Here is a 13,757-nt window from a genome sequence, read left to right on the forward strand (position 1 = left end):
CCGTCAGCTCCGGGGCAGTCGGGCCGCGACGTACGAGGTCAGGTCGAGCAGGCGGTTCGTATAGCCCCACTCGTTGTCGTACCAGCCGAAGACCTTGACCAGGTCACCGTGGGTCTGGGTGAGGGGGGCGTCCAGGACGCAGGAGGCGGGGTCGCCGACCACGTCCCGCGAGACGATCGGGGCGTCGGACACCCGCAGAACGTCCTTCAGCGGCCCCTCGGCGGCCTCGCGGTAGGCGGCGTTGATCTCCTCGGCGCTCACCGTCCTCTCGAGGACCACGGTCAGGTCGGTCAGCGAGCCGTCCTCGACCGGGACGCGCACGGCGCTGCCGTCCAGCGTGCCCGCCAGCTCGGGCAGGACCAGGCCGACGGCGCGGGCGGCGCCGGTCGTGGTGGGGATGATGTTGACCGCCGCCGAACGGCCCCGGCGCAGGTCCTTGTGAGGGCCGTCCAGGACCACCTGGTCGTTGGTGTAGCCGTGGATCGTGGTCATCAGTCCTCTGACGACGCCGAAGTGGTCGTCGAGGACCTTGACCATCGGAGCCACGCAGTTGGTGGTGCACGAGGCGTTGGAGATCACGTGGTGGTGCTCCGGGTCGTACGTTCCTTCGTTGACTCCCATGACGATCGTGGCGTCGACGTTCTTGCCGGGCACGGACAGGAGCACTTTGCGCGCGCCGACCGCCAGGTGCAGGCCGGCCTGCTCGCGGGTGCGGAAGCGGCCCGTGGACTCGATCACCACGTCCACGCCGAGGTCTCCCCAGGCCAGCGCGGCCGGGTCGCGCTCGGCGGTCACGGTGATGCGGTGCCCGTCCACGGTCAGCGAGGTCTCGTCGTGCTCGACGGGGCGGTTCAGCCGTCAGTACGTCGAGTCGTACGTCAGCAGGTGCGCGAGCGCTGCCGGGGAGGTGACGTCGTTGACCGCCACCACCTCCAGCGGTGCTGCCGCGGTGCCGGTGCGTTCCAGTACGCAGCGCAGGTAGTTCCGGCCGATCCGGCCGAAACCGTTGATACCCACTCGCACGGTCATGTCTTCCGTCCTCCCCTTGGTGCGGCGATGCCCGGCGGTGTTCCGGGACCGCTCCCGGCCTGCCGCCCGGGTGTCCGTGCGGGTATGGGCCGGGTGGGGGCGGACCGTGGGGACCTTCGGCCCCCGACGGGGGGCCGGGTGCGGGGCCGACCGGCGGGCCCGTCCCGCTACTGGCCTTCGGTGCGCATCCGGTCCCGCGCCTGGGTGGCGATGACGGCGGCCTGGACACGGCGTTCCACGCCGAGCTTGGCGAGCAGCCGGGAGATGTGGTTCTTGACCGTCTTCTCAGCCAGATAGAGCCGCTGGCCGATCTGCCGGTTGGTGAGCCCTTCGCCGATCAGTTCGAGGATCTCGCGTTCCCGGTCGGTGAGACCCGGCAGCATCTCCGGCTCCTCGGCCGGCTGCTGCCCGCCGCCCCGCAGCCGTGCCATCAGCTTGGTCGTGGCGCTGGCATCCAGCAGCGACTGGCCGCGGGCCACCGTGCGCACGGCCGAGACCAGGTCGGAGCCCTGGATCTGCTTGAGGACGTACCCGGCCGCCCCCGCCATGATCGAGTCCAGCAGCGCCTCCTCGTCGTCGAAGGAGGTCAGCATCAGGCAGGCCAGGTCCGGCATCTGCGACCGCAGCTCGCGGCAGACGGTCACGCCGTCGCCGTCGGGCAGGCGCACGTCGAGGACGGCCACGTCGGGACGGAGGGCGGGAACCCGGACCAGCGCCTGTTCCACCGTCGCGGCTTCTCCGACCACGGTGATGTCCGGTTCGTCGTCCAGCAGGTCGTGCACCCCGCGTCGTACCACTTCGTGGTCGTCCAGGAGGAAGACCCTGATCGGGCTTCCCGTGCTGTCGCCCTGCTCGCTGTGCGCCATCGAATGCTCCTCGCGATCCCTCGGTCTGTGTCGGAATCCTTTCTTCCCAGGATGGCCGGGGTCCAAGGCCGGTCGGCCCCGATTTCGCCTGCGTCAGTGGGCCATGAGGCCGCGCTCGCGGAACTGGCCCTGTACCCGGTCCACCAGCGTCTTGTCCGGGACCGGGGCGTCACGCAGGGGAAAGGGGATGCCCAGGGCGTCGTACTTCGCGGCGCCGAGCTTGTGGAACGGCAGGATGTCGACCCGCTCCACGCAGGCGAGGCCGGAGAGGAATCCGGCGAGTCCGTCGACGGCGTCCTCGTCGTCGGTCCAGCCGGGCACCAGGACGTACCTGATCCACACGCGCTTGCCCAGCCGGTCGAGACGGGTGGCGAAGTTCAGGGTGGGGGCGAGGGCGCCGCCGGTCAGCTTCCGGTAGGTCGTGACGTCGAAGGACTTGATGTCCAGCAGCACCAGGTCGGTGTCGGCCAGGAGCGTGTCCGTGGCGCGGGCACCGAGGAATCCGGAGGTGTCGAGGGCGGTGTGCAGGCCGGCCTCCTTGCAGCGGCGCAGGACCGCCGCGGTGAAGGCCGGCTGGAGCAGGGGTTCGCCGCCGGTGAGGGTCACTCCCCCGCCGGCCGTGACGAGGAAGTCCCGGTACTTGTCGATCTCCGCCATCACCTCGTCGACGGCGGCCTCCCGGCCGTCGCGCATGTGCCATGTGTCGGGGTTGGCGCAGTAGAGGCAGCGCAGGGGGCAGCCGCTGGTGAAGAGGACGAACCGGGTCCCGGGACCGTCCACGCCGGTGGACAGGTCCCAGGAGTGGATCCGTCCGGTGGCCGATCCCGGTGCCACGGTCGGAAGCATCGTGCTCACAGCGATCCGTGGAAGGTGCGGCTGATCACGTCGAGCTGCTGCTCGCGGGTCAGGCGGACGAAGTTCACGGCGTAGCCGGAGACCCTGATCGTCAGCTCGGGGTACTTCTCCGGGTGTTCCATCGCGTCCTCCAGCACGGCGCGGTCCAGCACATTGACGTTCATGTGGAAGCCGCCCGCGGACATGTAGGCGTCGAGGATGCCGACCAGGTGACCGGCCCGCTCCTCGGGGACGTGGCCCAGCCCTTCCGGGGTGATCGTGGTGGTCAGGGAGATGCCGTCGCGTGCCGCCTCGTAGGGCAGTTTGGCCACCGAGAGGGCGGAGGCGGCCACGCCGTGCTTGTCGCGGCCGTTCATCGGGTTGGCGCCGGGGGCGAAGGGTTGGCCGGCGCGGCGGCCGTCGGGGGTGTTGCCGGTGTGGGTGCCGTACACGACGTTGGAGGTGATGGTCAGCACCGACTGCGTGTGCTCGGCATCGCGGTAGGTGGGGTGCTCGCGCACCTTCGCCATGAACGACTCCACCAGGCCGACGGCGATCGCGTCGGCGCGGTCGTCGTTGTTGCCGTACGCCGGGAAGTCGCCCTCGGTGTGGAAGTCCACGGCCAGTCCGGTCGCGTCACGGATGACCTTCACGCGGGCGTGCTTGACGGCGGACAGGCTGTCCACAGCGACGGACAGTCCGGCGATGCCGCACGCCATGAACCGGTGCACGGGGTGGTCGTGCAGGGCCATCTCGATGCGCTCGTAGGCGTACTTGTCGTGCATGTAGTGGATGACGTTGAGTGCGTCGACGTAGGTCTGGGCCAGCCAGTCCAGGACCCGGTCGTAGGCGGCCGACAGTTCGTCGTAGTCCAGGTACTCGCCGGTCAGCGGGGGCATCTCGGGGGTGATCTGGTCGCCGGTCATCTCGTCGCGGCCGCCGTTGACGGCGTACAGCAGGGCCTTGGCCAGGTTGACGCGTGCTCCGAAGAACTGCATCTGCCTGCCGACCGCCATCGCGGAGACGCAGCAGGCGATCGCGGTGTCGTCGCCGGTGCGCGGGCGCATCAGGTCGTCCGACTCGTACTGGACGGCGCTGGTGTCGATGGAGACCTGGGCGCAGAACTCCTTGAAGCCCTCCGGGAGCCGGGGCGACCACAGCACGGTCAGGTTGGGCTCGGGGGCCGGGCCGAGGTTGTACAGGGTCTGCAGGAAGCGGAAGGAGGTGCGGGTGACCAGCGTGCGTCCGTCAGTGCCGATGCCGCCGATGGACTCCGTCACCCAGGTGGGGTCGCCGGAGAACAGGGCGTCGTACTCGGGGGTGCGCAGGAACCGCACGATGCGGAGTTTGATCACGAAGTCGTCGATCAGCTCCTGCGCCCGGGACTCGTCGAGGAGCCCTTCGTCCAGATCCCGCTGGAGGTAGACGTCCAGGAAGGTGGAGGTACGGCCCAGCGACATCGCCGCGCCGTTCTGCTCCTTCACCGCGGCCAGGAAACCGAGGTAGAGCCACTGCACCGCCTCGTGCGCGGTGGCGGCGGGACGCGAGACGTCGCAGCCGTACGAGGCGGCCATCTCGGTCAGTTCGCCCAGCGCCCGGATCTGCTCGGCCAGCTCCTCGCGGTCCCGGATGACGTCCGGGCCGGAGGGCCGCGCGTCCAGCAGGGCCCGCTCGGCGCGCTTGGCCTCGATCAGCCGGTCCGTGCCGTACAGCGCGACCCGCCGGTAGTCACCGATGATCCGGCCGCGGCCGTAGGCGTCGGGCAGGCCGGTGATGATGCCGACCTTGCGGGCGGCGCGCATGGCGGGGGTGTAGGCGTCGAAGACGCCCGCGTTGTGGGTCTTGCGGTAGGTGTCGAACACCTTTGTGACGAACGGGTCGGGCTCGTAGCCGTACGCCTTCAGCCCGTTCTCCACCATGCGCAGGCCGCCGTTGGGCATGATCGCCCGCTTCAGCGGGGCGTCGGTCTGCAGGCCGACGATCAGCTCGCGGTCGCGGTCGATGTAGCCGGGGGCGTGCGAGGTGATGGTGGAGGGGGTGGCGGCGTCCACGTCGAGCACGCCCCTGCGCCGCTCCTCCGGGAACAGCGCGCCGACCTTCTCCCAGACCGCGCGGGTGCGGTCCGTGGGGCCGGCCAGGAAGGAGGCGTCGCCCTCGTAGGGCGTGTAGTTGGCCTGGATGAAGTCGCGCACGTCGATGCGCTCACGCCACCCGCTCCCGGCGAACTGCCGCCAGGCGTCGGCGGTCCGGGGGCCGGCTGTCACCGTCGCGGTCATCTCAGGTCCTCTCGTCGTACGGTCTTGTCACTGTCGATGCTCGTCGTACGGGTCCGCGGCGAGCAGTGCCGGACAGGGCACCGGGTGGTCCCGTGCGGCCCCGACCGGCCGGGACCTTCGGCCCCGACCGGCCGCCGTGGTGTCAGCCGTGCGGAACCACGGCGACGGGACATCCGACGTGGTGCAGGACGGCGTGCGTGACCGGCCCCGTGAAGACACCGACCTGGTGATCGACCCCGCGGCGGCCCACCACCAGGAGGCCCGCGTCCTGAGCGGCCCGCACCAGAACCACAGCGGCGCGCCCCTCGGTGACCGTCTCGGTCACCGGGACGGTCGGGTACTTCTCCCGCCAAGGACGCAGCACCGCCGCCACGGTGCGCTCCTGGTCCGCCAGCGCCTGAGCCTGCGGCCAAGGAACGGGAGCCGGGCCCTCCGGGGCCGCGGACCCCAGGGGCACGGACGGAACGGGGGCGGGCCGGAAGGCGGTCCGAAAAGCGTGGACCACTGACAGGCCGGTGCCACGCCGGCGGGCGGCGTCGAAGGCGAACTCGATCAGTTCGTCGCAAGGACGATCCGTCTGCAGCCCCAGGACCACGTGACGGTAGGGCGTCTCCGGTATCTCCTCCGGGGCGATGCCGTCGGTGGCCGGCAGGTGCTCGTCGGCGGCGGACCGTCCCGCGCGGACCAGGACGACCGGGTGGGGGGACCGGCCGACGACTCGCTGGGAGACGGAGCCCGTGAGGAAGCCGCCCAGAGCTCCGAGGCCACGGGAACCGAGGACCAGCAGGTCGGCGTCGGCCGCGGCCTTCAGCAGGCCGGCCACCGTGGCGTCGCACACGAGTCGGCCGGTGATCCGTAGCCCTGGGTGGGCGGCCCGGACACTGCGTACGGCCTCACCCAGGAGATGCTCGGCCCGGTCGCGCTCGGTGCTGTCCATGGGGATGTACGGCGCGGGGCGGGGGTGGCGGTGCCAGACGTGGATCACGCCGAGATCCGTTCCTCGCCGCTGAGCCTCCCGGGCCGCCCAGTGCGCGGCGGCGAGTCCTTCGGTCGATCCGTCGATCCCCACCACGATGTCGTGCGGCATGACGTGTCCCCTCCCGGGTCGATGACTTCCGATGCCTTCGAGCGTCCTCTCGGCCGATCTGGTGGTCCACGGGCCGCACAGCCCCAGCAGGGCGCCGATGGTCCCTCCGGAACGGCAAGGGCTCATCGGGGGCCGACCGGTCCCTCACGCGGGACGGCCGGCACCTCGCGCCGAGCACGCCCCCGTCCGACGCTGAAACCATCACGCCCCAACGCTTGAGGAGCGTAGCGTCATGGTCCGTTACGTGTACGACTTCACCGAGGGCGGCCGTGACATGGCCGGCCTCCTCGGCGGCAAGGGATCGAACCTGGCGGAGATGACCCGGCTCGGGCTCCCCGTGCCACCGGGCTTCACCCTCACCACCGAGGCGTGCCGCGCCTTCCTGGCCACGGGCAGCGAGCCCGCGGGTCTGTGGGGGGAGGTCTCCGCGCACCTGTCGGCCCTCGAGGCGTCCGCCGGCCGGGTGCTGGGGCAGCCGGACGACCCGCTGCTGCTGTCCGTCCGCTCCGGCGCGAAGTTCTCCATGCCCGGCATGATGGAGACGATCCTCGACATCGGTCTGAACGACGGCTCCGTCCTCGGGCTGGCCAAGGTCTCCGGCAGTGAACGCTTCGCCTGGGACTCCTACCGCCGTCTCGTCCAGATGTTCGGCGCCACGGTCATGGGCGTCGACTCCTCCCACTTCGAGCAGGCCCTCACCCTCCTGAAGGACCTGCGCGGCGTCGAGGAGGACACGCACCTGACGGCGTCCGACCTGGCCGAGCTGGTCGAGACGTACAAGAACCTGATCCACCTGGAGACCGGGGATCGCTTCCCGCAGTCCCCCGCCGAGCAGCTGCGCCGGGCGGTCCTGGCCGTGTTCGAGTCCTGGAACGGTGAACGCGCCCGCCTGTACCGGCGGCGCGAGCACATCGCCGACGACCTGGGCACCGCCGTCAACGTGCAGCGCATGGTCTTCGGCAACCTCGGGGCCGACTCCGGCAGCGGCGTCGCCTTCACCCGTGACCCGGCCACCGGGCGCCGGGGCCTGTACGGCGACTACCTGCCCGACGCGCAGGGCGAGGACGTCGTCGCCGGCATCCGCAACACGGTGCCGCTGGCCGAGCTGAGGCGCCTGGACGCCGCGTCCTACGACCGGCTGCGCGCACACATGCGCACTCTGGAACGGCATTACCGGGATCTGTGCGACATCGAGTTCACGATCGAGCGCGGCACCCTGTGGATGCTCCAGACGCGGGTCGGCAAGCGCACCGCCGAGGCCGCCTTCGTTCTCGCCGCCGAGCTGGCCGACGAGGGGCTCATCACCCCGGACGAGGCGCTGGCCCGGGTGAGCGGCGAGGGCCTGGCCCGGCTGATGTTCCCGCGCTTCGACGCCTCCGCCACCGGTACCGCGCTCGCCCGCGGTGTCCCGGCCTCTCCCGGCGCGGCGGTCGGAACCGTGGTCTTCGACTCCGCCCAGGCGGTGCACCGCGCCGCGGTCGGCGAGAAGGTGGTCCTGGTCCGCCAGGAGACCACCCCCGACGACCTGCCCGGCATGATCGCCGCTCAGGCGGTGCTCACCAGCCGGGGTGGCAAGACCAGCCACGCGGCCGTCGTCGCCCGCGGCATGGGCAAGGTCTGCGTGTGCGGCGCCGAGGAACTCACCGTAAACACCGATGCCCGCCGCTTCACCACCGCGGACGGCACCGTCGTCGAGGAGGGCACCGTCGTCTCGGTGGACGGCTCCGCGGGAGCGGTGTACCCGGGATCGGTGCCGCTGGTGGACTCGGCGGTCATCCGGTACCTGGAGGACGGCCCGGGCGACGAAGGCGCGCAGGGCACGGTCGACGCGGTGGCCCGGGCGCTGTCCCGCGCCGATACCGTCCGGCGGCTGGAGGTGCGGGCCAACGCCGACACCCCCGAGGACGCCGCCCGTGCCCGCCGGTTCGGCGCGCAGGGCATCGGCCTGTGCCGCACCGAACACATGTTCCTCGGGGAACGCCGCAAGCTGGTGGAGCAGATGATCCTGGCCGGCACGGACGCCGAGCGCGACCGGGCCCTGGCGGACCTCCTGCCCCTTCAACGGCGGGACTTCGCCGGCATCCTGGAGGCCATGGACGGTCTGCCGGTCACCATCCGGCTCCTCGACCCGCCACTGCACGAGTTTCTGCCCGACCGCACCGAACTGGCGGTGCGGATCGCCACCGCTCAGGCCCGTGGCGAGGAGCCGGACGCGCACGACGTCGAACTGCTCGGCGCGGTGAACCGCATGCACGAGGAGAACCCGATGCTCGGGCTGCGCGGCGTACGCCTGGGCCTGGTCGTGCCCGGCCTGGTCACTATGCAGGTCCGGGCGATCGGTGAGGCCGTGACCGAGCGCCTGTTGGCCGGTGGCGCACCCCAGGCGGAGATCATGGTCCCGCTCGTCGGTGACGTCCGTGAACTACGCCTCGTGCGCGCGGAGGTCCAACGAGTACTGGCCGAGACCTCACGGGCGGCCGGAGTCGTCCTCGACTGCCCGGTCGGCACCATGATCGAGTTGCCCAGGGCCGCCCTGACGGCGGGCCGGATCGCCGAGGAAGCCGAGTTCTTCTCCTTCGGCACCAATGACCTGACCCAGACGACCTGGGGCTTCTCCCGCGACGACGTCGAGGCGGAGTTCTTCTCCGCCTACCTGGACAAGGGTGTCTTCTCCACCTCCCCCTTCGAGACGCTCGACCGCGAGGGAGTCGGCCGGCTGGTGGGCATCGCTGTCGCCGAGGGCCGCGCCACTCGCCCGGACCTCAAGATCGGTGTGTGCGGTGAGCACGGCGGTGACCCCGACTCGGTGCACTTCTTCCACACCGCGGGACTGGACTACGTCTCCTGCTCGCCGTTCCGGGTGCCGGTGGCGCGACTGGAGGCGGGCCGGGCGGCGCTGGCGGAGGCCGAGGGGAGCGACAGCAGGTGAGAGGCGGGGCCGGGCCGCTCGGCCCTCATACCAGGGACCGGCCGCTCCTCCCTCCGGGGCCGGTCGCCCCTGGGACGGGAGCGACCGGCGCAGCAGGCTTGAGGCGACGCAGAACGATCACAGGGAGTGGAACACATGACCGCCAAGGACATCGGTGCCCGTGAGACCACCGCCGCCGTGCTGGTCCGCGCCGACGGCGAGGTGGACGAGGAATCTCTCGCCTACCTCCACGAGAAGGTCGCCGCCGCTCTGGACCGGTCCGGCCTGCCGCCCGTGAACGGTGAGGTGCGCGTACGGCGGGCCTCGGCCCACCACGTCGAACTGCCCTGGTCCGGCCGCACCGACATCCGGGTCGGCAGCGACCTCGTCGTCGTCCACGCACGCGAGGCGAGCGCCCGCGAACTCGCCGACCGGCTCCACGACCGGCTGCGCTCCGCCACCGAACGCGCCGCCCACCGAGGCGACGCCACCCGCCGGACGGCCGCGCCGCCCCCGTGGCGCGGCGGCCCGCAGAAGTAGGCGCCACACGGCGCCCGCCCGACCCGGCGGGGAGCCGGAGCCGACCCGGGCTCCGGCCCTCCCCCGCCCGCGTTCGTGAAAGGAGATCCGCCGTGACCGCTCACATCGTCGGCGAGGTAATGACCAGGGACGTCGTCCACGCCCGCCGGACGACACCGTTCAAAGAGGTCGTCCGGTTGCTCGACCACCACCGGATCAGCGGACTGCCGGTGGTCGACGCCGACGACAAGGTCCTCGGCGTCCTGTCCGGCAGCGACCTCGTACGCAACCAGGCGCACCGGGACGGCCCCGCTCCGCCGCCCTCCGTGACGGCGGGCGACGTGATGTCGAGCCCCGCCATCACCGTGCACCCCGAGCAGACCGTGCCGGACGCCGCTCGGCTCATGGAGCGCCGCAGCATCGAGCGACTGCCCGTGGTCGACGAGGCCGACCGCCTCATCGGCATCGCCACCCGCCGTGACCTGCTACGGGTCTTCCTGCGCGCGGACGACGACATCCGCCGCCAGGTGACCGAGGAGATCGTCGTGACCTCGCTGAACCTGCCGTCCGAAGCGGTCCGCGTCGCTGTCCGCGACGGCGTGGTCACCCTCGACGGCCGGGTGGAAGCGCGTAGCCAGGTGCCGGAGCTCGTGCACGCCGTCTGGCGGCTCGACGGCGTGGTCGGCGTGGTGAACGGCCTGGGCTTCCGCATCGACGACCGCGAGACACCCACCCCGTCCCACCGGACCGGGAGCCCGTGACCTCAGCGGCCGGGGCCGACGGTCCCTGCCGAACCGGGCCGGACGGACGCGAGAGGGGCCCTTCGGCGCCTGCCACGGCATCGGGATCCGTCGGAGAGTGGAGCCAGGGAGGGGCGCCGGTCCCCCGCGGTGTCCCTCCCGTCCCGAGCCGCCGCATGAGCACGGCGGTCCCTGACAACGGAGGCACACCACCATGACCCGACAGAACGTGCGGACCAAGGACCGCGGGGCCGACGCCCCGTCCGACACCGCGGTCGCCATGGACCGTCTGGTCACGGCCGGCCTCAAGGCACTCGCCGACTACGAGAGCCTCACCCAGGAGCAGGTCGACCACATCGTCAAGAAGGCGTCGGTCGCCGCCCTGGACCAGCACACCGCGCTGGCCCTGCTGGCCGTGGAGGAGACCGGACGGGGGGTGTTCGAGGACAAGGCGGCCAAGAACATGTTCGCCTGCGAGCACGTCACGCACAGCATGGGCCACATGAAGACCGTCGGGGTCATCGCCCGCGACGACATCGAGGACATGGTGGAGATCGCCGAACCGGTGGGCGTGGTGGCCGCGGTCACCCCCGTCACCAACCCGACCTCCACGACCATCTTCAAGGCCCTGCTGGCGCTGAAGACCCGCAACCCGGTGATTTTCGCGTTCCACCCGTCCGCCCAGCGGTGCAGCTCCGAAGCGGCCCGCGTCGTGCGGGACGCGGCCATTGCCGCCGGGGCGCCGGAGCACTGCGTGCAGTGGATCGAGGCCCCGTCCGTCGAGGCCACCCGCACGCTCATGCATCACCCGGGCGTCTCGCTGATCCTCGCCACCGGCGGCAACGCCATGGTCAAGGCCGCCTACTCGGCCGGCAAACCCGCCCTCGGCGTCGGCGCCGGCAACGTCCCCGCATACGTGCACAAGAGCGCGAAGCTGCGCCGGGCCGTCAACGACCTGGTGCTGTCCAAGGCGTTCGACAACGGCATGATCTGCGCCTCCGAACAGGCCGTCATCCTGGACACCGACATCTACGACGCGGCGCTCGCCGAGTTCCGCGCCCTCCACGCCCACCTGGCGACCGCCGAGGAGAAGGCGAAGCTGGAGGCCTTCCTGTTCCCCGCCACCGGCGGATCGGGCGCCGGCTGCGAACCCAAGGTCAACGCCGCCGCCGTCGGACAGAGCCCCGCCTGGATCGCCGAGCGGGCCGGATTCTCCGTGCCGGCCGACACCTCGCTCATCCTCGTCGAGGCCGAACGCGTCGGCCCGGACGAGCCGCTGACCCGCGAGAAGCTCTGCCCGGTCCTCGCCGTGCTGCGCGCCGAGGACGAGCGCCACGGCTTCGGCCTGGCCGCCGACATGGTCGCCTTCCACGGCCAGGGCCACAGCGCCGTCATCCACACCGAGGACCCCGCCCTGGCCGAGGCGTACGGCAAGCGGATGAAGACCGTGCGGATCATCGTCAACTCGCCGTCCTCGCAGGGTGCGATCGGCGGCATCTACAACGGTCTGCTGCCCTCGCTCACCCTGGGCTGCGGCTCCTGGGGCAGCACATCAGTGTCGAACAACGTCTCCGCCGCCCAGCTGCTCAACGTCAAGCGGGTCTCCACCCGCCGCAACAACCTGCAGTGGTTCAAGGTCCCGCCGAAGATCTACTTCGAGCCGCAGGCCATCCGCTACCTGACCTCCATGCCGGACGTCCACCGCGTCACGATCGTCACCGACGCCACCATGACCCGTCTCGGCTTCGTCGACCGGATCAGCCGCGTCCTGCAACGACGCCGGGAACCGGTCACCCTCCAGATCATCGACAACGTCCAGCCCGAACCCAGCATTGACTCCGTACAGCACGGTGCCGCCCTCATGCGGGACTTCCGTCCCGACACGATCATGGCGCTCGGCGGTGGCTCGCCCATGGACGCGGCCAAGGTGATGTGGCTGCTGTACGAGCAGCCCGACATCGACTTCGCCGACATGCGGCAGAAGTTCTCCGACATCCGCAAGCGCGCCTTCCGCTTCCCCACCCTGGGCAGGCTGGCCCGCCTGGTGTGCGTGCCCACCACCTCCGGAACCGGCGCCGAGGTCACCCCCTTCGCCGTCATCTCCGACCCCGCCACCGGCAAGAAGTACCCGCTGGCCGACTACGCGCTCACCCCCAGCGTGGCCATCGTCGACCCCCTCCTCACCACCGCCCTGCCCCCGGCGCTCGCTGCCGACAGCGGCTTCGACGCCCTCACCCACGCCATCGAGGCGTACGTCTCCGTCTACGCCAACGACTTCACCGACGGCCTGGCCCTCCACGCCATCCGCCTGATCTTCGGCAACATCGAGGCATCAGTGAACAACCGCGACGGCTCGGCGGAGGCCCGGGAGAAGATGCACAACGCCGGCACCATCGCCGGCATGGCCTTCGGCAACGCCTTCCTCGGCATCGTCCACGCCATGTCCCACACCCTCGGCGCCACCTTCCACATCGCGCACGGCCGCACCAACGCCGTGCTGCTCCCCCACGTCATCCGCTACAACGGCACCGTCCCCACGAAGCTCACCGGCTGGCCCAAGTACGAGAACTACCGCGCCCCCGAACGCTTCCAGGACATCGCCCGCACCCTCGGGCTGCCCGCGGCCACTCCGGCCGAGGGCGTGGAGTCCCTCGCCGCGGCCGTCGAGCGCCTGCGCGACGCCGTCGGCATAGAGCCGACGTTCCAGGCCCTCGGCGTCGACGAGCGCGCCTTCCTCGACGCCCTGCCCCAGCAGGCCCTCAACGCCTACGAGGACCAGTGCGCACCGGCCAACCCGCGCATGCCGATGCTCGACGACATGCAGGAACTCATGCGCACCGCCTACCACGGCTGAACAGGCCGTGCCGGAGGCCGCCGCGCGGGAGCCTGACAGCTTCCGCGCGGCGGCTTCGCCATGCCCGGCGGGGCTGACGTACCGAGGGGTCGCACGGGCCCCTGCGCATGGGCCATCGGACCCTACTGCCCGGCGAGCACCTGGTCTTGGCTGTCCCTATGACGCACGAGCACGCCCGCACCGGCCCGATCCGCTCCGAGTACACCGTCGGCGACACAACCGTCCTGGAACTGCGCGGAGACCTCGACATCGCCGTGACACCGGTCGTCACGGCCCGGCTGGACGCCCTCACCGCATGCCCACACAACGATCTGGTCGTGGACCTCCGCCCTGTGCCCTTCCTGGACTGCGCCGCGCTGGGAGTGCTGTGCAGGGCACGTGCGCGGATCCGTGAGCGGCACGGCAGGCTGCGTCTCGTCTCCGACAGCGACCGCTTACGCGACATCATGCGCCGCACCGGGCTGACGGACGCCTTCGAGATCTACAGGTCGCTGACGGACGCCCTGAGTTTCCAGCCCCGCGAGTACCGACGCGTCGTGCCAGTCTTCGCCGACCGCCCAAGTGGGGGCTTCAGCTGGTCTCGCTGACGGGCGGGCAGTTCTCCGCGGGCACCACCCACTCGTCCAGGGAGCGGACGCAGCAGG

The 13,757-nt window shown here is 71.2% G+C and carries 9 protein-coding genes and 1 pseudogene; 5 read left to right on the top strand and 5 right to left on the bottom strand.

Annotated features, from left to right (window positions below):
* Window positions 1-3: 3 nt before the first annotated feature.
* From gap to FGW31_RS01060, 5 genes and pseudogenes are all read right to left on the bottom strand, one after another.
* Window positions 4-1,029, bottom strand: a pseudogene (gene gap / locus FGW31_RS01040) (type I glyceraldehyde-3-phosphate dehydrogenase).
* A gap of 167 nt (window positions 1,030-1,196) precedes the next feature.
* The gene (locus tag FGW31_RS01045; protein ID WP_142191359.1) at window positions 1,197-1,895 is read right to left on the bottom strand and encodes a response regulator; all 699 of its coding nucleotides are present in this window, start codon (window positions 1,893-1,895) and stop codon (window positions 1,197-1,199) included.
* A 93-nt stretch (window positions 1,896-1,988) separates the two neighbouring features.
* Window positions 1,989-2,741: a pyruvate formate-lyase-activating protein gene (pflA, locus tag FGW31_RS01050; protein ID WP_142191442.1), complete on the bottom strand. Its 753-nt coding sequence runs from the start codon at window positions 2,739-2,741 to the stop codon at window positions 1,989-1,991.
* A gap of 5 nt (window positions 2,742-2,746) precedes the next feature.
* Window positions 2,747-5,005: a formate C-acetyltransferase gene (gene pflB, locus FGW31_RS01055; RefSeq protein ID WP_142191360.1), complete on the bottom strand. Its 2,259-nt coding sequence runs from the start codon at window positions 5,003-5,005 to the stop codon at window positions 2,747-2,749.
* 142 nt (window positions 5,006-5,147) lie between these two features.
* A complete protein-coding gene (locus tag FGW31_RS01060; RefSeq protein ID WP_142191361.1) occupies window positions 5,148-6,092 on the bottom strand; it encodes a universal stress protein in 945 nt (314 codons plus the stop codon).
* A 232-nt stretch (window positions 6,093-6,324) separates the two neighbouring features.
* On the opposite strand from FGW31_RS01060, the gene ppdK reads away from it, so the two are divergent.
* The 5 genes from ppdK to FGW31_RS01085 all read left to right on the top strand — a co-directional run bounded on the left by ppdK (window position 6,325) and on the right by FGW31_RS01085 (window position 13,700).
* On the top strand, window positions 6,325-9,021 hold the full coding sequence (gene ppdK / locus FGW31_RS01065) for a pyruvate, phosphate dikinase (RefSeq protein WP_142191362.1): 2,697 nt from the start codon (window positions 6,325-6,327) through the stop codon (window positions 9,019-9,021).
* A 135-nt stretch (window positions 9,022-9,156) separates the two neighbouring features.
* Window positions 9,157-9,540, top strand: coding sequence for a hypothetical protein (locus FGW31_RS01070; protein WP_142191363.1), 384 nt, complete (start codon window positions 9,157-9,159; stop codon window positions 9,538-9,540).
* Between the two features lie 92 nt (window positions 9,541-9,632).
* Window positions 9,633-10,280 (top strand): CBS domain-containing protein, encoded by a 648-nt coding sequence (locus FGW31_RS01075; RefSeq protein WP_233452314.1) that lies wholly within the window; start codon window positions 9,633-9,635, stop codon window positions 10,278-10,280.
* Window positions 10,281-10,473: 193 nt separating this feature from the next.
* Window positions 10,474-13,113, top strand: a complete 2,640-nt coding sequence (gene adhE / locus FGW31_RS01080) for a bifunctional acetaldehyde-CoA/alcohol dehydrogenase (protein ID WP_142191364.1) — start codon at window positions 10,474-10,476, stop codon at window positions 13,111-13,113.
* A gap of 158 nt (window positions 13,114-13,271) precedes the next feature.
* The gene (locus tag FGW31_RS01085; protein ID WP_142191365.1) at window positions 13,272-13,700 is read left to right on the top strand and encodes an STAS domain-containing protein; all 429 of its coding nucleotides are present in this window, start codon (window positions 13,272-13,274) and stop codon (window positions 13,698-13,700) included.
* Window positions 13,701-13,757: the final 57 nt, after the last annotated feature.

Origin of the sequence: Streptomyces calvus (assembly GCF_006782915.1) — a bacterium.
GTDB lineage: Bacteria > Actinomycetota > Actinomycetes > Streptomycetales > Streptomycetaceae > Streptomyces > Streptomyces calvus.

Coding starts and splice junctions, on each gene's coding strand:
- FGW31_RS01045 (WP_142191359.1), bottom strand. CDS start 1,895: ATGGCGCACAGCGAGCAGGGCGACAGCACGGGAAGCCCGATCAGGGTC.
- pflA (WP_142191442.1), bottom strand. CDS start 2,741: ATGCTTCCGACCGTGGCACCGGGATCGGCCACCGGACGGATCCACTCC.
- pflB (WP_142191360.1), bottom strand. CDS start 5,005: ATGACCGCGACGGTGACAGCCGGCCCCCGGACCGCCGACGCCTGGCGG.
- FGW31_RS01060 (WP_142191361.1), bottom strand. CDS start 6,092: ATGCCGCACGACATCGTGGTGGGGATCGACGGATCGACCGAAGGACTC.
- ppdK (WP_142191362.1), top strand. CDS start 6,325: ATGGTCCGTTACGTGTACGACTTCACCGAGGGCGGCCGTGACATGGCC.
- FGW31_RS01070 (WP_142191363.1), top strand. CDS start 9,157: ATGACCGCCAAGGACATCGGTGCCCGTGAGACCACCGCCGCCGTGCTG.
- adhE (WP_142191364.1), top strand. CDS start 10,474: ATGACCCGACAGAACGTGCGGACCAAGGACCGCGGGGCCGACGCCCCG.
- FGW31_RS01085 (WP_142191365.1), top strand. CDS start 13,272: ATGACGCACGAGCACGCCCGCACCGGCCCGATCCGCTCCGAGTACACC.